The organism is Sorangium sp. So ce185 (genome assembly GCF_051526825.1).
Taxonomy (GTDB): domain Bacteria; phylum Myxococcota_A; class Polyangia; order Polyangiales; family Polyangiaceae; genus Sorangium; species Sorangium cellulosum_D.
Window position 1 is genome coordinate 1021293 of the sequence record NZ_CP150316.1, and the last position, 22007, is coordinate 1043299.

At 70.8% G+C, this 22007-nt stretch carries 16 protein-coding genes and 2 tRNA genes; 8 read left to right on the top strand and 10 right to left on the bottom strand.

What is annotated here, in order from left to right:
• The first annotated feature begins 122 nt into the window (after positions 1 to 122).
• From WMF26_RS03920 to WMF26_RS03940, 5 genes are all read left to right on the top strand, one after another.
• Positions 123 to 199: transfer RNA gene (locus tag WMF26_RS03920), tRNA-Met, on the top strand.
• A 410-nt stretch (positions 200 to 609) separates the two neighbouring features.
• The gene (locus WMF26_RS03925; protein ID WP_437999193.1) at positions 610 to 2130 is read left to right on the top strand and encodes a pectate lyase family protein; all 1521 of its coding nucleotides are present in this window, start codon (positions 610 to 612) and stop codon (positions 2128 to 2130) included.
• A 264-nt stretch (positions 2131 to 2394) separates the two neighbouring features.
• Positions 2395 to 2468 (top strand) — tRNA-Met (locus WMF26_RS03930).
• A 982-nt stretch (positions 2469 to 3450) separates the two neighbouring features.
• Positions 3451 to 5436, top strand: coding sequence for a globin family protein (locus WMF26_RS03935; protein WP_437999194.1), 1986 nt, complete (start codon positions 3451 to 3453; stop codon positions 5434 to 5436).
• A gap of 91 nt (positions 5437 to 5527) precedes the next feature.
• Positions 5528 to 7411, top strand: a complete 1884-nt coding sequence (locus WMF26_RS03940) for a protein kinase domain-containing protein (protein ID WP_437999195.1) — start codon at positions 5528 to 5530, stop codon at positions 7409 to 7411.
• 72 nt (positions 7412 to 7483) lie between these two features.
• On the opposite strand, the gene WMF26_RS03945 is transcribed toward WMF26_RS03940, so the two are convergent.
• The 3 genes from WMF26_RS03945 to WMF26_RS03955 all read right to left on the bottom strand — a co-directional run bounded on the left by WMF26_RS03945 (position 7484) and on the right by WMF26_RS03955 (position 10601).
• Positions 7484 to 8161 (bottom strand): glutathione S-transferase family protein, encoded by a 678-nt coding sequence (locus tag WMF26_RS03945; RefSeq protein WP_437999196.1) that lies wholly within the window; start codon positions 8159 to 8161, stop codon positions 7484 to 7486.
• A 144-nt stretch (positions 8162 to 8305) separates the two neighbouring features.
• Entirely contained in the window at positions 8306 to 8947 is a 642-nt protein-coding gene (locus WMF26_RS03950) for a hypothetical protein (RefSeq protein ID WP_437999197.1), read from the bottom strand.
• A gap of 370 nt (positions 8948 to 9317) precedes the next feature.
• Entirely contained in the window at positions 9318 to 10601 is a 1284-nt protein-coding gene (locus tag WMF26_RS03955) for an MFS transporter (RefSeq protein WP_437999198.1), read from the bottom strand.
• Between the two features lie 224 nt (positions 10602 to 10825).
• On the opposite strand from WMF26_RS03955, the gene WMF26_RS03960 reads away from it, so the two are divergent.
• A complete protein-coding gene (locus WMF26_RS03960; protein WP_437999199.1) occupies positions 10826 to 11035 on the top strand; it encodes a hypothetical protein in 210 nt (69 codons plus the stop codon).
• A gap of 61 nt (positions 11036 to 11096) precedes the next feature.
• Here WMF26_RS03960 and WMF26_RS03965 read toward each other — a convergent pair whose 3' ends face one another.
• The 3 genes from WMF26_RS03965 to WMF26_RS03975 form a co-directional block, all read right to left on the bottom strand.
• Complete coding sequence (locus WMF26_RS03965; protein ID WP_437999200.1) at positions 11097 to 12014, bottom strand: glutamate--tRNA ligase family protein; 918 nt, start codon at positions 12012 to 12014, stop codon at positions 11097 to 11099.
• An 86-nt stretch (positions 12015 to 12100) separates the two neighbouring features.
• A complete protein-coding gene (locus WMF26_RS03970; RefSeq protein ID WP_437999201.1) occupies positions 12101 to 13900 on the bottom strand; it encodes a glutamate--tRNA ligase in 1800 nt (599 codons plus the stop codon).
• Positions 13901 to 14068: 168 nt separating this feature from the next.
• On the bottom strand, positions 14069 to 15718 hold the full coding sequence (locus tag WMF26_RS03975) for an adenylate/guanylate cyclase domain-containing protein (protein WP_437999202.1): 1650 nt from the start codon (positions 15716 to 15718) through the stop codon (positions 14069 to 14071).
• 1009 nt (positions 15719 to 16727) lie between these two features.
• On the opposite strand from WMF26_RS03975, the gene WMF26_RS03980 reads away from it, so the two are divergent.
• Positions 16728 to 17084, top strand: coding sequence for a hypothetical protein (locus WMF26_RS03980; protein WP_437999203.1), 357 nt, complete (start codon positions 16728 to 16730; stop codon positions 17082 to 17084).
• A 134-nt stretch (positions 17085 to 17218) separates the two neighbouring features.
• On the opposite strand, the gene WMF26_RS03985 is transcribed toward WMF26_RS03980, so the two are convergent.
• The 3 genes from WMF26_RS03985 to WMF26_RS03995 form a co-directional block, all read right to left on the bottom strand.
• A complete protein-coding gene (locus WMF26_RS03985) occupies positions 17219 to 18868 on the bottom strand; it encodes a hypothetical protein (RefSeq protein ID WP_437999204.1) in 1650 nt (549 codons plus the stop codon).
• Between the two features lie 191 nt (positions 18869 to 19059).
• Positions 19060 to 19440 (bottom strand): Hsp20/alpha crystallin family protein, encoded by a 381-nt coding sequence (locus WMF26_RS03990; protein ID WP_437999205.1) that lies wholly within the window; start codon positions 19438 to 19440, stop codon positions 19060 to 19062.
• A 90-nt stretch (positions 19441 to 19530) separates the two neighbouring features.
• The gene (locus WMF26_RS03995; protein WP_437944788.1) at positions 19531 to 19995 is read right to left on the bottom strand and encodes an Hsp20/alpha crystallin family protein; all 465 of its coding nucleotides are present in this window, start codon (positions 19993 to 19995) and stop codon (positions 19531 to 19533) included.
• Between the two features lie 367 nt (positions 19996 to 20362).
• On the opposite strand from WMF26_RS03995, the gene WMF26_RS04000 reads away from it, so the two are divergent.
• Complete coding sequence (locus WMF26_RS04000) at positions 20363 to 20944, top strand: YtfJ family protein (RefSeq protein WP_437999206.1); 582 nt, start codon at positions 20363 to 20365, stop codon at positions 20942 to 20944.
• A 46-nt stretch (positions 20945 to 20990) separates the two neighbouring features.
• Here WMF26_RS04000 and WMF26_RS04005 read toward each other — a convergent pair whose 3' ends face one another.
• Positions 20991 to 21995: a MerR family transcriptional regulator gene (locus tag WMF26_RS04005; RefSeq protein WP_437999207.1), complete on the bottom strand. Its 1005-nt coding sequence runs from the start codon at positions 21993 to 21995 to the stop codon at positions 20991 to 20993.
• Positions 21996 to 22007 lie beyond the last annotated feature (12 nt).

Genomic DNA, 22007 nt, shown 5'->3' on the forward strand with positions numbered 1-22007 from the left:
GAGCCGGGACTAACCGGCGCCGCGGAGCCGGGACTAACCGGCTCGGAGGCGAGCTCGACACAATCGACATGGCGCTGTGAGAGAATCCTTGACCTTCAGGGGGCCGCGAGTAGATTCCCTCTCGCGCGGTGGAGCAGCCTGGTAGCTCGTCGGGCTCATAACCCGAAGGTCGTGGGTTCAAATCCCGCCCGCGCAACCAAACGGTCTCGAGGACCAACCCAAGCAGCCCCGGTGGTTATCCCCCGGGGCTTTTTGCTGTCCGCGCTCCGCGATTCTTCGCGAACTCGCGTCGAGGGCATCCGGGGGCTCGGCGCGCGGTCGCCTCGTACCGCGCTGGCCGCACCTTGCGGTTGCCGCCGTCGTGGCGCGGCGGCGCGTCAATCGTCCTTGGGACCTGACGATTCGTGACGGGTGCACGCTCCCTCGCGCAACTAGGTCCGACATGGACCACGGCGCCTCTGCCGCTGCCCGCGCGCTCCTCACCCCCGTGCCGTATGGTGCGCTGGTCGGGGGCGGACCGTTCTCACCACGAACGACCGGCGGCGGACCCGTGGCTCTGACACGTGGAGGGTGCCGATGAAGCGACTCAGCGATCGTTCGCGTGGGGTCATGCTCCGAGCCTCGAGCACGACCCCAGCTGTTCTCCTCGTGCTCGCGGCGCTCGTCACGCCCGCGTGCGGCGACAGCGGTGGCAGCCCCCCGGGCTCGGGCGCGGCTGGAGCGCCGGGGGACGGCGGTGCAGGATCGGTGGGCGGCGGAGGCAGATCGAGCGCGAGCGCCGGCGTCGCGTCGGGCGGTGGTGCCGCGGGGGATGGCGGGGCGACCGTCGCCGGCAGCGGCGGCTCGTCAGGCGACGGCGCCTCTGCCGGCGGGAGCCCTGCGGCTTCCGGTGCCGGCAGCGGCGGGGCGCCGCCGAGCGGCGAAGTGCTCGCGTTTCCGGGGGCTCAGGGGTTCGGACGACACGCGGTCGGCGGGCGCGGCGGCGACGTCGTGCACGTCACGAACCTGAACGACTCCGGCGCGGGCTCGCTGCGTGACGCGATCAGCCAGCCGAACCGAACGGTCGTGTTCGACGTCGGCGGCGTGATCGAGATCTCGTCGCGCCTGGTGTTCAAGAGCAACCAGACGATCGCGGGTCAAACGGCCCCGGGCGGCGGTATCACCATCTACGGCAATGGCACCTCGTTCTCCGGCGCGTCGAACACCGTCGTACGCTTCGTCCGCTTCCGCATGGGCGCCGGGGGCGATTCGGGCAAGGACACCGTGACCATGGCGAACGGGCACGACGTGATCTGGGACCACTGCTCGCTCAGCTGGGGGCGCGACGGCACGTTCGATCTCAACAAGGAGAGCGGCGCCGAGCTCTACAACTTGACCCTTCAGGACTCGATCGTCGCGCAAGGGCTCCAGTCGCACAGCACCGGCGGCCTGGTGAACACCGCCGGCACGTCGATCATCCGGTCGCTCTACATCGACAACAACTCGCGCAACCCGAAGGCGCGCGGCACGCTGCAGTTCGTCAACAACGTTGTCTACAACTGGGTCGTGTCCGGCTACATCCTGGGCGACACCAGCGGCCGCTCGGACGGCTCGATGCTGGGCAACTACTTCATCGCCGGCCCGGAGACGAGAGGCGGCACGCTGGATAGCCCCACTCCCGCGTACAATCTCCACGCCGACGGCAATTACTACGACAGCGACAAGGACGGCACGCTCGACGGCAGGCTCCTCGGCAAGGGCGACTTCGGCACGGTCACCTGGCTCGACGCGCCTTCCGTCGAGTTCCCCGACGTGCCCGCCATGACCGCGCAAGAGGCGTACGCGTACGTCAGCGCGCACGCCGGAGCGTCGATCCACCGCGACGAGGCGGATCGCTACGTGCTCGACGAGCTGGCGTCGCTCGGCGAGCGGGGCGCGACGATCAGCAACGAATCGAGCCTCGGCTTCGCGAACGGTGTCGGCGCCCTGCCCGGCGGCAGCGCTCCGCGCGACGCCGACCGGGACGGCATGCCAGACGCCTGGGAGAGCGCACGAGATCTCGACCCGGCGAACGCGGACGATCGGAACGGAGACCGCGACGGCGACGGCTACACGAACCTCGAGGAGTATCTGAGCTCGCTCGTGCCGTGAGTCCCGCCTGCGAGGGCGCGTCCGGCCAGCAGGAGCCGTCGGGATCGAGCGCTCGTCCCTCGACCCGGGCGCGTTCCACGAGTCCAGGCGAGCGCTGCTTCGGCGTCGAGCACGCCCGCGGTGCCCGCGATACCCCAACGATGAGCCTGCCCGGCGCACCGTCAGCCAGCCTGAGGGGCTGCTGCGCGATCGCCACGGCAGGGGCCGCGACGTGTGCCGTGAGAGAATCCTTGACCTGCGCAGAGCCGTGAGTACATTCCCTCCCGCGCGGTGGAGCAGCCTGGTAGCTCGTCGGGCTCATAACCCGAAGGTCGTGGGTTCAAATCCCGCCCGCGCAACTGGTCGCGTGAACCACGCGATACCATCGCGAAGCGATGGAACGGAGCCTCGGTCGAAAGACTGGGGCTTCGCCGTTTCTGGGACGCTGCCGTCGAGAGCACCCGTGACTGCGGCCGCGGCATCGTGAAACGGTCCGCGGAAGCGGGGGAGGACCGCTCGCCTAGGGCATCGGCTTCGAGATCGGGCTTGAGAGCCGTCACCTCAGGCGACGGCGACATCTCCCGGCGCGCGCCGCGCGAGCGTGGTGATGCGCGACCACACGCTGCTCGCAATGAGCTCGGTTCCCAGGTCAGCTCTCCCTCGGCGCCCACGACGTGTCGTATGCGCGCTCGCTCGCCGCACCAGGCGATGGGGTAGCTTTTCATCGGCCACCTGCGTGCCCGCCAGGGTTTTCTCTCCTCATTCGTTATCGCCCGTCGGGCGCAACTCGAGGCGTTGTTCGCGCCCGCACGGGGGCTCTCGGGCGCCGCGCAGCACCTCGCGCCTTCTGGAGCCCAGGCCTCGCCGGCGAGCGGTTGCAGGCCGTCGCCCTGCTCGCTAGGTCCGAGCTCGCCTCTGGTCCAGCACGCGGCAACGGCCCGCGTGAGGTGCGGCACCGTCGCGCGAGGGCCCAGCGGCGCCGCCGGCGACGTTCCGTCCGCCGCCGGCAGGCCCGGCCGGCAGTCCACCGCGGATCTGCGCCGGGACAGCGGACTGCCGCGCGCTGGCCGGCCGGGCGGCACGTCACCTCCGCTCCCCTCGTCGGCGCGACGCGCGCGACCGGGCGCCGCATCGCGCACCCCCGCCGGCGCCGCGCCGCCGTCGCGCCACGGCCTCGTCGCGTCACGGTCCTCGTCGCCCCGCGGTCCTCGTCGCGCCGTAGGCAGGCGCCGGCTCCCTGATGTAGGATGGCGGTAGCGGCAGCTCCTGCGCTCTGAATGCGCGCGCCACAGCGCGCAACCCACCGATGCAATCCCGGTAACCCCCAGCGGACAACTCACGATGGCCAAACCGAACGATCCCTTCGCACCCCCGACCAACACGCGCGGCTCCGCGACGCCGGGGGATGCCGCGAAGCCGCAACGCGGGGTCAGCGCGCCCGCGCCCGCGGCGCGCGCGTTGCCCGCAGCGTCGGCCGGGCCCGCCACCCAGCGAGGGCCGGGGGCCTACGGCGCCCCGGATTTCCTGAACAAGGCCGCCCGCACCGCGCCGCCAGCCGAGCTCCTGAGCGCGCGCACCATCGAGCTCGTGCAGTGGTCCTGGGCGAAGGTGATGCCCATCTCCGATGCCGCGGCGTCCCTGTTCTATGAGCGGCTGTTCACGCTGGATCCGTCCGTGCGGCCGCTCTTCAAGAACGACATGGCCGAGCAGAAGAAGAAGCTCATGCAGATGCTCGCGGTGGCCGTGGACGGGCTGAACAACCTGCCGAAGCTCGTGACCGTGCTCCAGGCGCTCGGCGTCCGCCACCAGGGCTATATGGTGGCCGAGCGCCATTACGATGTCGTGGGCGAGGCGCTGCTCTGGACGCTGCGCGAGGGGCTCGGCGACGCCTTCTCGAGCGACGTCGAGGCGGCGTGGAAAGAGGTCTACGGCGTCGTCGCCGACGTCATGAAGAAGGCCGCCGCGGCGCACGCGGCCGTGGGCACCACGCAGGCGCTCCCGCCGACGCCCGCGCCGGGCGGGAGGGACGCCGCCCGGGGCAACGCCCCGCCGGCGCCGGGTCCCGCGGCGCGCCTGGGCGCCGCGGACCCGGTGCATCGGCCGAAGTCGGTGCCGCCGCCCTCGTCGGCCCAGGCCGCGCGGACGCTGGTCGGGGTCGTCCCGCCGTGGCAGGGCGAGCCGCCCCCGGTTCCACCGGCAGCCGCGCCGGCGGCAGCGGGCCCGAGCGCGGGCGCGCCGATCACCCCGCGCACCATCGAGCTCGTGCAGCGCTCGTGGGCGAAGGTGATGCCGATCTCGGACGCGGCGTCGGCGCTCTTCTACGACCGCCTCTTCGAGCTCGATCCGTCGGTGCGGCCGCTCTTCAAGAACGACATGGCCGAGCAGAAGAAGAAGCTCATGCAGACGCTCGCGGTGGCCGTCGACGGGCTGAGCAACCTCAACAGGCTCGTGCCCGTGCTCCAGGCGCTCGGCGTCCGGCACCACGGGTACATGGTCGTCGATCGCCACTACGACCTGGTGGGCGAGGCGCTGCTCTGGACGCTGCGCGAGGGGCTCGGCGACGGCTTCACGCGCGACGTCGAGACGGCGTGGAAGGACGTCTACGGTGTCATCGCCGACGTCATGAAGAAGGCGGCCGCCGAGCACGTCGCCGGCGGCGGGGCCCCGGGCAAGGCCGACGCGGCGCCGGCCCGCGAGCGCCCGCAGCGGCCGCCGATGTCGGAGCCGCGGGCGCCCGCGCCGCAGAGCGTGACGGAGGTGATGCCGCAGAAGAAGCGCCCGCGGAGCCCGATCGACGAGGACGCCGACACGCTGCACTACCAGACGAACCCGGCCCACGAGGCCCTGGCCAGCAGCGGCATCGACCACGAGGCGCCCCGGGGCCCGAGGCCCGCCGCCGGCGTGCCGGCGAGCCCGCAGGGGCTCGTCGTCCCGTTGTCGGGGCAGGACATGGTCCTCCAGGTCCAGGTCAAGCTGGACGGCCCGCTCGTGACGGTCCCCGCCGCTGCGCCGGTCATGGCCCCCGCCGCTTCGGTCGCGCAGGAGCCGACCGGGCCGAGCGGCCTCGTCGCCGGCCTCGCGATCGGGTTGCTCTCGATCGCCGCCTCGATGGCCACGGCCATCCTGCTCACGGTGGGCGGGCCCGACCGGGCCGCGGCCGGCGCGGGCGCCGCGGCGGACCGGGCGTCGACCAACATCGCGTCCCTCGCGACCTACGCCGTGCCGATCATCGTCACGGTCCTGGTCCTCTCCGCCTTCACGATGGGCCACCTCCTGGGGCGGGGCCGGGCGCGGAGCGACGCGGGGCCGGGCGGGGGCCGGCTGTGAGCCCGCGCGCGGGTGATCACCGGTGACCTCGGGCCGACGCATGCGCCGGGCGAGCGCAGGGGTTTGATGTCAAGATGGGAATAACTCTCCGATGATCGCGGATCCTGCGATGACGCTGACCCACCTGGCGGGACAGTGGCTGGGCCCCTTCCAGCTGATCCAGCTGCTCGGCATCGGCGCGATGGGCGCCGTCTACCTGGCCCGGGACACCGTCCTCCAGCGCGACGTGGCGGTGAAGATCATCGCGAAGGGGAGCGCGGACACGGATCCCGACCGGCGCGACCGCTTCCTGCGCGAGGCGCGGGCGGCGGCGCGCCTCCTCCACCCGAACGTGGTGCAGATCTTCCAGGTCGGCGAGGACGAGGACGTCCGTTACATCGCCATGGAGTACGTCCACGGCCTGACCATGGCGCAGGCGGCCAAGCAGCAAGGCGGACGCTTGCCGGAGCAGTTCGGGATCGAGAAGATGCGCGAGGCCGCGGCGGCGCTCGAGCTCGCGGCCTCGTTCGGCATCTCCCACCGCGACATCAAGCCCGCGAACCTCCTCCTCAACGCGTCGGGGACGCTCAAGATCGCGGACTTCGGCCTCGCGTCGCACCCGGAGAGCGGCCCGCTCGGCAGCGCCAGCGCCTCCCGAACGCTGGAGGGCACGCCGTTCTACATGAGCCCGGAGCAGTGGACCGGGCAGGAGATCGCGCCCCCGTCCGACATCTACAGCCTCGGCTGCACCTTTTACCATCTGCTGGTCGGCCGGACGCCGTACTCGGCGCGGGATCTCGCCGGCTGCTTCCAGGCGCACTGCCACGCTCCGGTCCCGGATCCGAAGCTGTCGATGCCGGACATCGATCCGCTCCTCGCGGAGCTCCTGCGCCGCTGCATGGCGAAGCGGCCCCAGGAGCGGCCGTCCGCCGGGCACATCGTGGCGTTCCTCGAGGACATGCTGATGCTCCGGCGCAGCAGCGTGCGGCCGCGGGAGCTGCCGGAGCCCAAGCGCCCGAGCCTGCTCTCCACGATGGAGCTCTCCGACACGCGGGTGAGCGAGCTGCCGCCGGCGCCCAAGGGCTCGGTCGCGACGCCGACGGGCACGATCCTGGTGAGCAGCTCGACCGCGCTCGGGCATTTCACCGGCCAGTACAGCTACCGCGACCATTTCGGGCTGACCGGGTATCCGTTCAGCGACATCCGGCAGCCGAGCTTCTTCTGGGATGCGGGCCCGTATGCCTGGATCCTGAGGACCCTGGCGTCGCAGATCGTGGCCGGGCAGCGCCCTGCGATCCTCGTGGGCGAGCCCGGGAGCGGCCGGACGTTCGTGTGCGAGATGATCAAGAACAAGGTCCCTCGCATCCAGGTCTTCACGATCGAGCCGCAGCTGCTCTTCGGGACGCGGCCCCTCGTGTCGCTGTGCAGGCAGGTGGGGGCGACGGCCATCTCTCCGACCCTGAGCCAGCAGTTCCTCGTCGACGCGTTCCTCGGTCAGGCGCTCCTCCGCGCCGGGCCGGACGCGATCGCGGTCCTGGTCATCGACGGCGTCGATCCGGAGGATCACGACCTCCTGATGGAGCTCCATGACATCCTCCGCTGCGCCCCCCTGGGCCGGCTGTCGATGATCCTGGTGGGCGCCCCCGATCTGCCTGCGACGCTCGCGTCGAACGGCGTGCCGCGCGAGCTCTACACCGGCGCGCAATCGCTCCTTTTGCCCGGCATGACGCAGCAGGAGATGATCGAGTACATCGACTTCAGGATGCGGTCGGTCGGCGGGAGCGGGCGGGGGCTCAAGCTGGACCTCGCGTCGCAGCAGCTCTTGCACGCGAGGAGCGGCGGCAGCCCGAAGCTCATCAACATCTATTGCCACAACGCGCTGACGCTCGCGGCGCTCCAGGGCGAGTCCGAGGTGAGCCTGTCGTCGATCCGCCTCGGCATGAAGAGCAAGAGCTATCTCACCGCCGACGCGGCCATGGCCCTGCTCCGCGGCTGAGCCGCGCGCCGCGGCGAGCCGTCGCTGCCGGGCTGGTCGAGGGCGCCGGCGGCGTCTCCGCCCCGCCGGACCTCAGTCGGTCCACTGGTGGGTCTCTTCCGGCTTCCCGCCGAAGGTGGCCATGGGGATGGTCCACGTGCGGGGCCGTCGCTCGCTGCGCACGTACTCGCGGACGCGGTCGGCCGAGAAGAAGGCGGTCGTCGCGCGGAGCAGCTCCGGGAACTCCTTCACGAGGCCGGTATGGACGGGCATGATGGTCTCCACGGCGAAGGCCATGGCGACGTCGGCCAGGGTGGTGCGGCCCGGCTGGATCCAGTGCTCGGCGTCGGCGCGCGTGCGCACGAAATAGTCCTCCAGCCGCTCGAGCTTCTTCCCGGTGGCGGCGCGGTGATCGGCGCGGACCTCATGGAAGCGCGGGTTCCAGAAGAGCGCGCCGACGTCCAGGACCACCTCGAGCGCGGTCTCGGTCACCTCGTCGACGCGCGCGCTCTCCTCGAGCGTGTCGCCGTAGAGCCCCAGCTTGCGCGCCAGATAGCGGTTGATCGCCTGGGACTGGCAGAGGGTGAGCCGGCCGTCCTGCAGCACGGGCAACTGCCCGAACGGGGTACAGCTCTGGAATCGCTCCTTGGTGTCTGGCTGCATCCATCGCTCCAGAGGGATGAGCTCGTTCTCGTAAGGCACGCCGCGCAGCTCCATCATGAGCCTGGCGACTTCCACGCGTCCGCGCACTGCAAAATAGGTGAGCTTCATCCTCGTCCTCCGGTGTTGGCGAGGGACTCTACAGCAACTCGGCTCCCCGAGCCAACGGGCATCGGACCGGCCTGAGCCCGACTCTGCTTCGCGCAGCGTCGGACGTTGCTGGACGAGGATCGCTCGATCTGCCGATCTTCCGAGCTAGCTATCGTTTCCGGCCGCCGCCGCCGCCGCCGGCGCCGGCCGCGGAGCGGGTTTGGCCTTGCCCCCCAGCATGGAGGCGAGCACCGCCTCGTCCGTCATCGGAGCGCGCGGCACGTGCTGCGCGCGTCCGATACGTGCTCTCGAGTGTTTGTCGTTGGCGATACACCTGCCGCGCGTGTATGCGCTGAGCCGGTCGAGCGCCTCCTGTTTGCGGCACGCCCCGAAGGACCTCCGGATCAGCGCGAGCCCCGAGCGAAAGCACTTCTCACGGTCCGACACGAGGTCCTCGTGCGACCACCCCTCCCGGGTCTTGCCGGCGCCGACGCGGATCTGGAGCAGACAGGAGTCGACCCCCGAGCCGCGCGCGAGCTTCCCGAGGCCGAGGTCCACGTCCCGGCGGTAGCCGCTCTCGAAATATGCGATCGACAGGAGCAGCGCCATCGTATCGGCTCGCCCGCGCGGGCCGCCGAAGAGCGGCTTCAACTCGGGATCATACGCCACCTTCGCCGCCGCGCGCGCGATCTCGTGATAGCGCGCGCGGCCGTCCTCGGGCGTCTCGACCGCGTCCTTGATGTGGCTCGTCCCGGGCGGGGCCCATGTGATCATGATACCGACCGCCCACGCGATAATCGAGTCCATGACATATGTAAGGTCCTGTTGTCCCTCTGTGTCAAGCAATTAGGACAGCCTGGCTGGGATTATCGCCAGGCATTGTATGATTGCGTGCCGCCCAGCGTGCATTTATACCGTCCTTGTCAAATTGCCAATCGTGTGGACGGCAGTACGCGGTGCGCAAGTGTTTTCGCAGCAGAGTCATTCCGCGCGTTTATCGCGGGGCCGAAGCGTGGATTGGCTCCCTTCGGTCCTCCGCGAGGGCGACTCGCGCCCATCGTTCATCTTTCATCTTTCATCTTTCATCTAGCGGCGCGAGCGCGGCATCGGCGGTGCGCTGCGCTCTGCCGAACGTGAGCCCGCGCGGGCGCGCGGCGCACGTCGCGCGCGGCGCTCATCACGCCTTCGCGGCGGCGTCTTCTTCGGAGGTCGCGCGCGTGTCCTCGAGCCTGTCCACCGCGCGCAGCTCGGGGAACAGCCATCCCCAGAGCAGCACGACGGCGATCGTCCCAAGGCCGCCGACGATCACGGTAGGGACCGTCCCGATGAGCCTCGCGAGCGTGCCCGACTCGAGCTCTCCGAGCTCGTTCGAGGCGCCGACGAACACCATGTTGACCGCGCTCACGCGGCCGCGCATCTCGGGCGGCGTCGCGAGCTGCTCCAGGGTCATCCGCACGACGACGCTCACCATGTCGGCGGCGCCGATCACGGTCAGCGCGACGAGCGAGAGCAGGAAGCTGTGCGACAGGCCGAACACGACCGTGGCGAGCCCGAACACCCCCACGCAGAGGAGCATCTTCGTCCCGGCGTGGCGCCGGATCGGCCGGAACGCGAGGAGCACGGCCATGAGCCCGGCCCCCACCGCGGGCGCGGCGCGCAGCAGGCCGAACCCCTGGGGGCCGACGCGGAGCACGTCGGTCGCGAAGATGGGCAGGAGCGCGACGGCGCCGCCCAGGAAGACCGCCACGAAGTCGAGCGAGATCGACGCGAGCAGGACCTTCTTCCGGTAGACGTAGCGCAGCCCGGCGAGCGCCGTGGCGAGCGACGGCGGCTTCTTCTCCATGCGCCCCGTGCGCGCCCGCACGGCCAGGAGGCCCGCGGACGCCGCGCCGAGCGCGAGGCTCGCGGTCAGGTAGACGGGCGCGGGCGCCTTCCAGACGCCGTAGAGCACCCCGCCCACGCTCGGTCCGCCGATGGCCCCGACCTGCCAGAGCGTCGACTGCCACGTCGCGGCGTTCTGGAAGTGCGCCGCGGGCACGAGGGACGGCAGGAGCGACGCGCCGGCCGGCCCCTGGAAGGCGCGCACCGTGCCGAGGAGCACGAGGACGCCATAGATGGCCGACACGTTCGGGGTCGGCGAGCGCGCGAGGACGAAGAGCGCGAGCGCCGCGAGCGACGAGGTGAGGTAGCAAAGGAGGAGGATCCCTCGCCGATCGAAGCGATCCGCCGCGTGCCCGGAGGCGAGGGACAACCCCGCGATGGGGAGGAACTGGGCGAGACCCACGTAGCCGAGCGCGAGCGGATCGCGCGTGAGGTCGTAAATCTGAAACCCCACGGCCACCGACTGCATCTGGTAAGCCATGGTGGCGAGCAGGCGAGCCGCCGCGTACACGCGGAAATCGTGCGATTCGAAGGCGGCGAAAGGCGACGAAGGCTTCAGGGCGGTGAGATCGGCGGCCATGAAAAGTCCGGGCGACGTTCATGGCGCATTCGAGCACGTGCCGCCAGGGACGCCCTGCGCCCACCTCATCAAAAATCAGTGCGGCTGTTCTCCTCAACGGAGAGCGCGTTGTGTCTCGGCGATCCTCGGTTCGGGGCGGTCCGCCGTTCGGAGGGCGCAGCGGTCGAGCCTGCGCGCAGAAACCTGGCGCGTCGGCCCGGAATCGTGGTAAGCGGCTGCCCGACATGATGCCCCACGGAGACGACACCTCATCGGGCCTAGCGCGCGACCTGGCCGCGCAGGCGCGGCGTGCCTGGATGCTGTTCGGGAGCCGCTCCCGCCGCGGGCGCGATGGCCGGCGCGATGACGACGACGACGACGATCTGCCGCGTCCGAACGCGATCGTCGCCCTGTTTCCGCTGCTGAGCTTCGCCGTCTCGCCGCTGCCGGGCTGACCTCCGCCCGCCCGGCCATCGAGCGCCTGAGACGGCGGCGCCGTTCCTCGACGCGACCTCGTCAGGAACGCACCTCGAGCTCCCCGTCCCGCCACGCCACGACCCGGTCCGCGGTCGCGACCCGCGCCCAGCTGAACTCCCGCAGCAGCTCCGCCGGCGTGCACGGCTCCGGCCGATCTCGCAGGCCGACGCACCACGCGAGCGCGCCAGAGAGCGCGGGCGCGCTCCGGGCGAGCGCCGCGCCGCGCGCCGCGCCGTGCGTCTTGGCGAGCTTGCCGCCGCGCTCCTCCAGGAGGAGCAGGTGGTGGCGGTAGACCGGCGCCGGCAGCCCGAGCAGCGCCTGGAGCGCCGCCTGCGTCGCGGTGCTCGGCGCGATGTCGCGCCCCCGGACGACGCGCGTCACGCCCGCCGACCCGTCGTCGACCACCACCGCGAGCTGGTACGAGAACGCCCCGTCGCGCCGGCGCACCACCGGATCGCCCATCGCCAGCGCGGGCTCCTGCGACAGATCGAGCCCGCCCTCGTCGACGGGCCGGAACACCCCGTCCGGCAGCCGTGCCCGGATCGGCTCCGCGCTCGCGCGCCACCCGCCGGGCGGCAGAGCGCGGCCGCGACCGCGGTTGTCGTAGGCCCAGCCGCCGTCGGGCGCGCGCCGGCCGATCGCGCGCACCTCCTCGCGCGTCGCGGAGCAGGGGTACAGCGCGCCGAGCGCCTCCAGCCGGTCCATCGCCGCCTCGTGGTGCGCCTGCCGGGTGTGCTGCTCGACGCGCTCGTCGAAATCGAGCCCTAGCCACGCGAGATCCTCCTCCAGGGAGCGCGCGAACTCGGCCCGGCATCGGTCGGGATCGAGGTCCTCCAGCCGGAGCAGCAGCCGCGCGCCCCGCGACCGCGCGTCGAGCCACGCGAGCAGCGCCGCGGCGAGCGTCCCGAGGTGGGCCGGCCCGGTGGTCGACGGGGCGAACCGGCACACCTCGCTCATCGTTCCTCCTGCCGCCGCCGCCCGCGGCGCAGCGGCCGCCCGCGCCCTGGGCGCGCCGCCCGCGGGCTCGCCACCCCCCCCGCGCCTCAGAGGAAGCGCGCGATGCGTGCCCGCACGCGCTGCTCGCCCAGCACCGCCATGACCTCGGCCAGATCGGGGCTGTTGCGCGTCCCGCAGATCGCGACCCGGATCACCATCGAGACGTCGCCGACATGGCCCTTCCACGACTCGGGAGAGGCCTTGTACTGCTTCACCTCGCCGGCGTAGCCCAGGGTCACCCCGATCTGCCGGACCTTCTCGAACCACGCCTCCTTCGAGTCGGCCGGATCGAAGGCGTCGAGCATCTGCTTGAGCACCTCCGAGCGGTCTGCCTCCGGGACGTTCTCGGGGAAATCGAACGACGTCAGGCCGTCATAGAGCTCGTCGTAGAAGAAGGAGAGCTGAGGGCGCAGGTCGGGCCAGGTGACGATGCGCTTGTTCGACTTCTTGCCGCCGCGCTCGATGCCGAGCGCGCGCCTCGTGTACTCCGGATCTCGCTCCATCAGGGCCGCGAGCTCCTTGTCGTACGTCCTCGCCCAGTCGAGCCCCTGGGCATAGACGTCCTCGGCGCTCATCCGGCTCACGACCGCCTGGCTGACGCTCTTCAGCTTGACCAGGTCGCTCAGGGCGCCGCCGGGGGCGAGCTTGTTCAGCTTGAGGGGGAAGGCGGAATAGGGCTTGTCGGGGTTCGCCTTGCGCCAGTCCTCGAACGCGGAGTTGGCGATGTTGAGCAGGTACTCGATCGTGGCCGTCTCCGGGACGCCGATCTCCCGGTAATACTCGATGTTCGCCTCGGGGTCCTTGCGCTTGCTCAGCTTGCGCCGCGCGTCCGAGACCTTCTGCTCGCCCGTCTCCGGGTCGGTCTCCTCCACGCGATCGAGCTTCTGGATCGGCGGGACGTGGGCGTACTCGACCGGCTTGAACCCGAGCACGCGGAAGAGCTGCAGGTGGAGGGGCATCGACGAGATCCACTCGTCGCCGCGGATCACGTGCGTGGTCCGCATCAGGTGATCGTCGACGGCGTGGGCGAAGTGGTAGGTCGGGATGCCGTCCGACTTGAGGAGGATGGTGTCGAGATCGTTGACCGGCATCGAGATGACGCCCTTCACGCCGTCCTTCCACTCGACCCGGCCCGAGACGTCGTCCGGGGCGCGCAGCCGGAGCACGAACGGGGTGCCGCTCGCGAGCGCCTCCTTCACCCGGGCGAGCGGCGCGTCGCGCCACTTCGCCCACCGGCCGTGGTATCCGGGCTTCACCGTGAGCGCCATCTGCTCCTGCCGGATGGCGTCGAGCTCCTCGACCGTGCAGAAGCAGGGGTAGGCGAAGCCGCGGCGGATGAGGTCGATCGCGTAATCCCGGTAGATCTCGACCCGCTCCGTCTGGATGTAGGGGCCGTAGCTGCCCTGCTGGATGAACTCGCCCCGCGCCTCTGGCCCGCCGCCCTCCTTCGCCGGCGCGCGGAGCACGCCCTCCTGGGGCGAGAGATCGAAGCGCGCGAGCGAGTCGACGATGGTGTCGAGCGCGCCGGGGATGGCGCGCTTCACGTCGGTGTCCTCGAGGCGGAGGAAGAAGACTCCCTCGCTCTGGAGCGAGAGCCGCTTGTTGATGAGCGACACGAAGATGCCGCCAATGTGCATGAACCCGGTCGGGCTCGGCGCGTAGCGGGTGACCATCGCGCCCTTGGGCAGGGGGCGGCGGGGATAGCGCGCCTCGTACTCCTCGGGCCGCTTGGCCGACGCGGCGGCATCGCCGAACAGGAGGCGCACGAGCTCGTCGCGGTCCTCTCCGGGGCCCGGCTCGCGGACGGTGACGGGAAGCGTCGTCTCGTTCAGTGCCTGCTTGTCCATGAGGGCGCGTCGCTCCAGGTCTGACATCGGGCGGGGGGCAGCCATTGCACGCCCGCCAGGCCTTGTCAATCGCGGCCTCGGGCGCGGACGCTGCGGTCCGCGCGGCCGCGCCGGGCGAAGCGCGCCCCGCATCGCCTGTCGCGCGTCGCGCGTCGCGCGGCCGCCGCGCTACTGCGGTGTCTTCTCGCCGAGGAGCCAATAGGTCTTCATCGCGCCCTTGCCCTTGATCGCCACGAGGCCACGCTCCTCGAGGAGGAAGTCCCCCCGGAGCAGGGCATAGCTCGCCTCGCTCACCTGGACGCGCCCGGGCTCTCCGCTCGACTCCATGCGGCTCGCCACGTTCACCGCGTCGCCCCAGAGATCGTAGCTGAACTTCTTCCTGCCGATCACGCCGGCGATGACAGGCCCGGTGTTGATGCCGATCCGGAGCCGGAACGGCTCGCCGTCGTCGGCCAGGAACTGGCTCATGGCGCGCGTCATCGCGAGGGCCATCCGCGCTATCGCCCTCGCGTGGTCGGGGCGCTGCGCGGGCAGGCCGCCGACGACCATGTAGGCGTCTCCGATGGTCTTGATCTTCTCCAGGCCGTGCTGGTCGGCGAGCTGATCGAACGACGAGAACATGCGGTTGAGGAGGCCGACGAGCTCGGTCGGGTTGAGCCGCGCGGCGAGGGAGGTGAAGCCGGCGATGTCCGCGAAGAGGATGGTCACGTCCTCGAAGTGCTCGGCGATGAGCTGCTCGTGCTCCTTGAGCTGCTCGGCGATCGATCGCGGCAGGATGTTGAGGAGGAGCCGGTCCGAGCGCTCGTGGGCCCGCTCGGCCGCCGCCTTCGCCTGCTCGAGCGCGGTCTTCTGCTGGCTCTGGCGCCGGGCGTTCGCGTCGAGGGCCGAGAGCATGCCGTTGATCGAGCCGGTGAGGCGCGACAGCTCGTCGGTGCCCGGCATGGCGACCCGCGCCGAGAGGTCGCCGACGCCGCCGATGTCGGTGACCTCCCGGCTGAGCCGGGCGAGCCGGGAGAGGACGAGCCTCTCCAGGAGCAGCAGGGTGACGCCGCCGAAGACGAGGCCGACGAGCACCGTCACCAGGACGAGATAGCGCAGGGTGTCGTGGCCCATCCTGAGGATCGCCCGGTCGTTGTCCACGCGCAGGAGCAGCGCCGGCCGGCCGTCGATGTCGTCGAGGACGGTGTACCCGGCGATCCGGTCCTCGCCGAGCGGGTGGACGAGGATCGCCTCGGGGCCGGCCATGGCGGCGCTGGCCTCGCGGAAGTCGGCGGGCAGGTCGGGGTCGTCGAGGCGGCGCACGGCGAGCGAGAGGCCGGCGGGCTCGGTGAGGCGCTTGATCTCGGCGTCGGTGAGGAAGCGGCCGAACGTGACGGTGCCGGCGACGGGTCCACGACCCGAGCTGCCGACGCTCGGCTGGGAGCAGACGAGCATGGGCCCGTCCGGCAGGAGGACGATGCCGCCCCGGACCGCGCTCGGCGGCGCATCGGGCCCGAACAGGAGATCGCCGACGCGGAGCCGCTCGGCGATGCCTCGAGGGAGCGGGGCCCAGCGCTTCCCGGCGCGATCGTAGCCGGTGCTGTAGACGGGGATTCCGTCCGCGTCAGCGAAGACGGCGAGATCGATGCGGGCGATGTCGAAGAGCTCGGCGACCAGGTTCGAGCGGACGAACTCTTGATTGCCGTCCTGCACGAACCCGTGGGCGTCGTCCCACTGGCTCCAGTCGGTCCAGCGGGCGTTGAAGTCGTGGACGGCCTGGCTCATCAGGTTGAGGGCGACCTGGACGGTGCGGCGCGTGTCCTGCGCCTCGGCGGCCATGGAGTTGGCGAGGAGCGCCCGCGACGAGACGCCGTACAGGGCAAAGCTGAGCCCGAGCAGCGTGGCGGCGATCGCCAGCAGCGTCTTCGCGCGCAGCGAGAGCAGGGCGTCGAGGGCGGGCTTCAGCGTCAGCGACGCCGAGCCTATCGAAATGCGCGCCGGCGCGGAAGCGCGGCGGACGGAGGGCGGATGGGGCGGCGGACGGGGCGGAGGCGGGCTGGGCCGATGCTGGGGGCCGAGGCGGACGCGCGCCGGTGGGACGGGGCGAGCGCGGTGCGAGCGGGGTCCGGGGGAGAGCGTGGGTCCGGGGATCTGGCGCTCGTCTGGACGGGCCTACTCGACGCTGGACGGGGCGGGAGGGGGCGATGTCCTCCCGGCCCACGCAGTGCGCCAGGCGGCGGTCCCGTTCAGCGTGCCAGGTGCCGAGTTCCAGGTGTGTATCGAGGACGTTGCTGTGGCCGTCCGTGCTGCGGTGCGGTGCGCCTTCGTCATCTCCTGGGAAATTCAGGTCTATGGTAATGGATGCAACTCGGCGGGTCGCCAGCGTTACGGGCCCGTGGTGCGCATCGTCACGGTATCGCATTCGACCGGGTGGCTTCCTTGGACCGCTCTCGCGAGAGCAGATAGAATGCTCTCAATGCTCACGCCCCACCGGCAGCTGGTCGTTCCTGCGCTCCTCGTCATGCTCGCTGCGTGCGCCAACGGCACCGATGAGTTGATGCCCGGGTACTACGAGGAGCAAGCCGGCGGAGGCGGAAGCGGCGGCGGGGGAGGCGAGGGCGGCGCCGGAGGGGTGGACGCGTCCTCGAGCTCGAGAGCGAGCTCAAGCTCAAGCTCGAGCTCCGCTGGGGTCGGCGGCGCCGGAGGCGAGGGCGGGAGCAGCGATGGAGGCGGGGGCGAGGGCGGGGACGGGGGAACGGCGGGCGAATGCGACTATGGTTCGCCGAACACGTGCGTTGGGGCAGAGGACCTCGGAACGGTTCCGGGCGATGACGGCGCCGACTGGGCGATGAAAACAGCGACGGGAACCACATCGAAGTGGTTCAAGGTCCGTGTCGTGGATGAGGCGAACTGGCCCACCTCCGAGCGCTTCAAGGCGACGCTCACTTCTCCGCCGGGGATGAATTTCGATCTGATTGTCTACCAAGGGGATATCGAAGTGAATGCGCCGGATTGTTTCGCGTCCGGCGTGAGGGGGCAAGGAACGCCTGAGTCGTTCATGATAACCTGGAATGATCGCATTGGCCCGGATGACCATCTCTGGTTCATCCTCGAGGTGCGTCATGTGGAAGGCACCGCGTGCGGCGAGGGGGCGAAGTGGACGCTGACGATGGAAGGTAGGGAGCCGCCGTCACCGGACCCTTAAGCCTGCACGCGAAGCGATGCAGGACGAGACGTCGCACCGCGCCGCACAGACCGGTTGCCAGCGGCACGACGCCGCGAGGCCGCTCGGTTCCAACTTGCGTTTTATGGAACTCCGCTCCTCCTTGAGCGCCGCGCTCAGGGAGCCATCCGCGCTATTACCACGCTGAGACTATCCAACATCAGCGGCGGGTCCACCAGGTCGATCGCGCCGTCGCTCACGCCCGCCACGACGATCTCGCGCGTCTCCGGATGTATCGCCGCGGAGGTCGCCGTCTGGGCGGCCGCGCCGCTGCCGTAGCGATGGCTCCATCGATGCGCTCCCGTAGCGTCGAACTTGGCGATGAACCAGTCGGCGTCGTCTGCGATCAGCTCCCCGCCGCCGAAATCCACCTTCCCGAGAAAGCTGCCGGTGAAGACGAGCTCGCCCTCGCTGTCGAACGCTACACCCTGCATCGGCAAGGCCCAGTTCTGCTTGTTCGCGTCTCCGAGCCGCTTCGACCACGAGTGGTTGCCGGTCGCTGAGAGGCGGACGACGAACAGATCGTCGTCGTCCGTGCCGGTCGTCTCGCGTGTTACACTCACCGAATTGCTTGTGCCGTGGAATGTGACCTTGCCGGAGAAGAGTCCGACAATACCAGCATTGCCCGCAGAGTCGACGCCGACGCCGCCGATCTCGAACGTGCTGCCGTCTCGATGGTCGAAGAACGTATTCCAGAGCAGCGTTCCCTCCGGATCGTACTGGGCCACCCAGCCGGACGCTTCTATGCTGTCGGAATAGCGGGTGCGGTCAGCGCCGAAATCGACGGATGTCACGAACGTGCCGGCGACGACTGCACGTCCCTTCTCATCCACCCCGACCCCTGTGGCATATTGGTTGCCCGGGGGGTAGAGCTCGTTATCGCCGATCTGGACGCTATAAACGTGTCCGCCGTCCTTTCCGCTCAAGCGCACCAGAAAGCCGTCCCTGTCCGGACTCTCTGCGGCCTCGAGCGCCGAGCCACCGAAGGTCACGGTCTGACTGAAGGCCCCCGTGATCACGGCGTCACCGTTCGGCGCCGCGGCCATGTCCCACGGTCCGATCTCGCCTTCCAGGTCGCCGAACTGCTCGCTCCACACGTGTCCGCCGTCCGCGTCCAGCTTGGCGACCAGCAGATCGCTGCTACCGCTGGCCGTGAGATCGTAGCCACCGAGGTTCACGGTCCCGGCGTACTTGGTCGCGAACAGCACGTTGCTCTCCGCATCCAGCGCCACCACGGCATTGCTGTCCCCCGGGACCGGCACCCCACGGCTGTACACATGGTTGCCGTCGCCGTCGAACACGGCGAGGAAGGCGCCACCGCGAGGATGCTCTGGCAAGGCCTTCGTGGCATCCGGGCCGAAGTTGATCTCGCCTCTGTAGATGCCCGCCATCGCGATGCGATCGCCCTTGGGGCTGATCGCCACCGATGTCGCCAACCGGAAGGCCCCCCCGCTGGACACCCTCGCCCACAGGACGTCGCTGCAGCCCACGCCATCGCAGTCCTCGTCACCTCGACGATTGCAGTCCTCCTCGCTCGGGAGCACCTGCTTCTCGCAGGCCCCCCACGTCCCGTCCGCGCCGCAGGTCTGCGTGCCGGGCACGCAGAGGCCGACGCCCTCGGTCTCGTCCGCGCCGCCATAACACGCCCGCGCGTCGCCCAGCTTGCAAGGCGCCGTGTCGTCGCCCCCGGCCCCGGTCGTCGTGGCGTCGGTGAAGTCGTCGAGGCCGAGGATCGTGCTGCACCCGGAGGCGAGCAGCGTGATCAAGGCGAGGAGGGGACGGGAGGGAAGGGGATGACGTTGACGCAGGAGGGGCACACGGGAACAGTAACCGAAGCGAACCCCTCCAGCCCAGAGGGTATGTCGCGCGCGCGAAAGGCACCGCGCGCCGCCCCGACGCGCCCCGAGGGGCCCGCCGGTCGCCGGCGACGCGGTGCCTCGACCGCTCACACGCCACATCAGCTCGCGCTGATCGGGATCTGACGGGGCTTGAGCGACGCGCTCTTCGGCAGGTGGATCCGCAGGACGCCCGCCTGAAGCTCCGCGCAGATCTTGTCCGAGTCGATGCCCTGCGGGACCACGAAGCTGCGACGAAAGTCCGGCAGGTTGTCCGCGCTCTGCTCGCGCTCGGCCGCGTCGGTCCGCCGGCCCTCGAAGCTCAGCTCCCCCTTCTCCAGGCGGATGGCCAGATGATCCTGCGTCACACCCGGGAGATCCGCCACGACCAGGAGCTCCTCGGCGTTCTCGTAGATGTCCACCGCCGGGGCCACCGCAGGGCGCTGCTGGATCTTCTCAGGGCTGGTCTCAGCGCGGTTCGTCAAGTTGCGATCGGTGCTCATCTTCTTCACTCCTTCCTCGCTTTCTCTCCTTCAACGCATTCCAAATCCGCTGCTCGCGGGAGCCTCCCTCTCCGTCGGCTCCCGCCCGCCTCAGCGCGCCGTCACCGTGATCTGCCGCGGCTGCGCCTCGGCGGCCTTGTTCAGCGTCAGCGTCAGCACGCCGTTCCTCAGCACCGCCGTCGTCTTCTCGGGATCGACCTTGCTCGGCAGCGTGAAGCTCCGGCTGAAACGCACCCCGCCCCGCTCCTTGCGGTGGACCAGATACCCCTCGGGCGCGTCCGGCTTGCGCTCGCCGCTCACCGTCAAGACGTCCTGGTTGAGCGAGATCTGCACGTCCTTCTCCGTCAGCCCAGGAAGGTCCGCCTTGACGACCAGCGCGCTGCCCGTGTCGTAGAGGTGGATGCGCGGCCCAGCCGTGTACCGGGGCGACTGGTCGAACTCGCCGCGGAGCGACGAGCGGGGCGCGTCGTACTCCTCGAACACCCGATCCATCCGCCGGCGAAGCTCATCCATCATGGCAAACGTGCGATCGAAATCCGTGTAACGGTTCAGCATGACGACTCCTCCGTGACCCCCGCGCGCGGCGCGCGCCGGGGCCTCGCCCGCGGCGCCGTCACCCTGCTCGCGACGGCCGTTTTGTTGTAGCGTTACGGGACCTTGGCTCCGAGAGCCGGTCTCTTCGCACCGCCCAATCTTCGCACGCCGCCGGGGGTGTCAAGAGCCGGGCCAGCCGCCCGTGTCCGCACCAGACCGGCAGGAAAAGCGGACACAACAGCCGCGGCCCGCCTCCCGGCAAAGGACCTCCAGGACACCCGCAAGACGCCTCCGGGCAAACTCCAGCACGACGCTCCTGCCGCGCCCGCCCGGCCCATCGACCAACTTGAACAACCCTGGGAGCACGTTCCCGGAAATGCTACAAACCATGGACATGCCGAACCGCCCGCCCGCCGCCCGCCGCTCGCGGACCGCCCGCCTCCTCTCGGCCGCGTCCGCCGCGGCGCTGGCCCTCGCGCTGATCGCGGGCGCCGCGCTGGCGCTGCCGCCCGTGGGCGACCGGGCGCCGAACGCGCGCGTCGAGGACGCCGACGGCCGCGAGCTCCAGCTCAAGGCGCTGTGGGGCAAGCCGGTCCTCATCATGTACGAGGACAAGGACTCGGCGACGCAGAACCAGGCGCTCAAGGACGCGGTGGCGAAGCTCGCGAAGGGCGACCGCTACCGGCGAGCCATCGCCGTCGCCGCGGTCGCCGACGTGAGCTCCTACGACTTCTGGCCGGCGAAGGGGTTCGTGAAGGACGCCATCCGCGAGGAGTCGCGGAAGGTCGGCGCGACCATCTACTGCGACTGGGACGGCACCTTCCGCGAGGCCTACCGCCTCCGCCGCGGCATCAGCAACGTCATCCTCGTCGGCAAGAACGGCCAGGTGCTCTTCGCGGCCGAGGGCAAGCTCAAGCCCGAGGCGCAGGCGAAGCTCCTCGACCTGCTCCGCAAAGAGGTCGAGGGCTGACCGCGGCGCGCGCTCCGTCAGATCGAGGGCCGGCCGCGGCGCGCCTTCAGCTCGCGTCCTTGCGGCGCCGGCGCGAGAGCAGCGCGGACTCGACCTGCGCGCGGATCTCCCCGACGTCCGGGGCCGCCACGATGCCGCCGCGCGCCTCGATGAACGGCCGGAGCGCCTCGGAGCCCGCGCCGCCCACGATCCACGCCGCGTCCCGGCAGGCGTCGGCGTAGGCGTCGATGAGCTCGCGCGCGGTCGGCGGCGGCGGCGGGATCGCGACCGTCAGCGCGACCATGTCCGGCGCGAGCGACTCGACCGCGCGCGCGATCGCGGCGGGCGGCGTGCGCGGGCCCAGCACGATCGAGCGGAAACCCCACGCGCAGAAGCGCAGGCCGATGCCGAACAGCCCGAGCACGTGATCCTCGTCGGCGAAGGCGGCGAGCAGCACGCGCCGCCCGCTCTCGCCCGGCTGCGCGAGCCGCAGCAGGTGCAGCAGCGTCGCGCCGAGGACCTGCGAGGCGAGGTGCTCCTGCGCGACCGTGATCTTCCCCTCGTGCCAGAGATCGCCGATGCGCTCGAGCGCAGGGCCGAGCGCGCGCTCGAAGATCGTCACCGCAGGGCCGAGCGAGAGGGCCCGGTTCACCTCGGCCTCGAGGCCGTCGGGATCGAACCGGATCGCGGCGTCGACGATGCGCTCGCTCGCGCCCGCGAACGCGTCGCCGCCGTTCGAGGGCGCCGGCGCGCGCGGCGCCTCCGTCTCGAGCACCATGCGCGCCGCCTCGGCGGCCGCCATCCCGCCGTTCACGTAGTCGCGCATCTTCTTGACCACCGCGACGTCGTCATCGCTGTACAGGCGGTACGCCGACGCCGTGCGCGCAGGGGACGGCACGCCGTACCGGCGCTCCCACGCGCGCAGCGTCGCCGACGACACGCCACACATCTTGGAGACGGCATGGATTCTGTAGCGGCTCACGTGGACAACCCTGGTCAACCCGCCGGACCCCAGCCGCCTGCGCCGGCTCGACGCGCCGAGCCGACGGGCAGCGAGGCCCAGGAAGGCCATCTTGTGCAGATG

What these genes read in the sequence shown, in the direction of transcription:
- WMF26_RS03925 (WP_437999193.1), top strand. Translation starts at nt 610, where the DNA reads ATGCTCCGAGCCTCGAGCACGACCCCAGCTGTTCTCCTCGTGCTCGCG.
- WMF26_RS03990 (WP_437999205.1), bottom strand. Translation starts at nt 19,440, where the DNA reads ATGAGCACCGATCGCAACTTGACGAACCGCGCTGAGACCAGCCCTGAG.
- WMF26_RS04005 (WP_437999207.1), bottom strand. Translation starts at nt 21,995, where the DNA reads ATGGCCTTCCTGGGCCTCGCTGCCCGTCGGCTCGGCGCGTCGAGCCGG.
- WMF26_RS03935 (WP_437999194.1), top strand. Translation starts at nt 3,451, where the DNA reads ATGGCCAAACCGAACGATCCCTTCGCACCCCCGACCAACACGCGCGGC.
- WMF26_RS03955 (WP_437999198.1), bottom strand. Translation starts at nt 10,601, where the DNA reads ATGGCCGCCGATCTCACCGCCCTGAAGCCTTCGTCGCCTTTCGCCGCC.
- WMF26_RS03975 (WP_437999202.1), bottom strand. Translation starts at nt 15,718, where the DNA reads ATGGCCGCCGAGGCGCAGGACACGCGCCGCACCGTCCAGGTCGCCCTC.
- WMF26_RS04000 (WP_437999206.1), top strand. Translation starts at nt 20,363, where the DNA reads ATGGACATGCCGAACCGCCCGCCCGCCGCCCGCCGCTCGCGGACCGCC.
- WMF26_RS03965 (WP_437999200.1), bottom strand. Translation starts at nt 12,014, where the DNA reads ATGAGCGAGGTGTGCCGGTTCGCCCCGTCGACCACCGGGCCGGCCCAC.
- WMF26_RS03945 (WP_437999196.1), bottom strand. Translation starts at nt 8,161, where the DNA reads ATGAAGCTCACCTATTTTGCAGTGCGCGGACGCGTGGAAGTCGCCAGG.
- WMF26_RS03980 (WP_437999203.1), top strand. Translation starts at nt 16,728, where the DNA reads ATGAAAACAGCGACGGGAACCACATCGAAGTGGTTCAAGGTCCGTGTC.
- WMF26_RS03970 (WP_437999201.1), bottom strand. Translation starts at nt 13,900, where the DNA reads ATGGACAAGCAGGCACTGAACGAGACGACGCTTCCCGTCACCGTCCGC.
- WMF26_RS03960 (WP_437999199.1), top strand. Translation starts at nt 10,826, where the DNA reads ATGATGCCCCACGGAGACGACACCTCATCGGGCCTAGCGCGCGACCTG.
- WMF26_RS03995 (WP_437944788.1), bottom strand. Translation starts at nt 19,995, where the DNA reads ATGCTGAACCGTTACACGGATTTCGATCGCACGTTTGCCATGATGGAT.
- WMF26_RS03950 (WP_437999197.1), bottom strand. Translation starts at nt 8,947, where the DNA reads ATGGACTCGATTATCGCGTGGGCGGTCGGTATCATGATCACATGGGCC.
- WMF26_RS03940 (WP_437999195.1), top strand. Translation starts at nt 5,528, where the DNA reads ATGATCGCGGATCCTGCGATGACGCTGACCCACCTGGCGGGACAGTGG.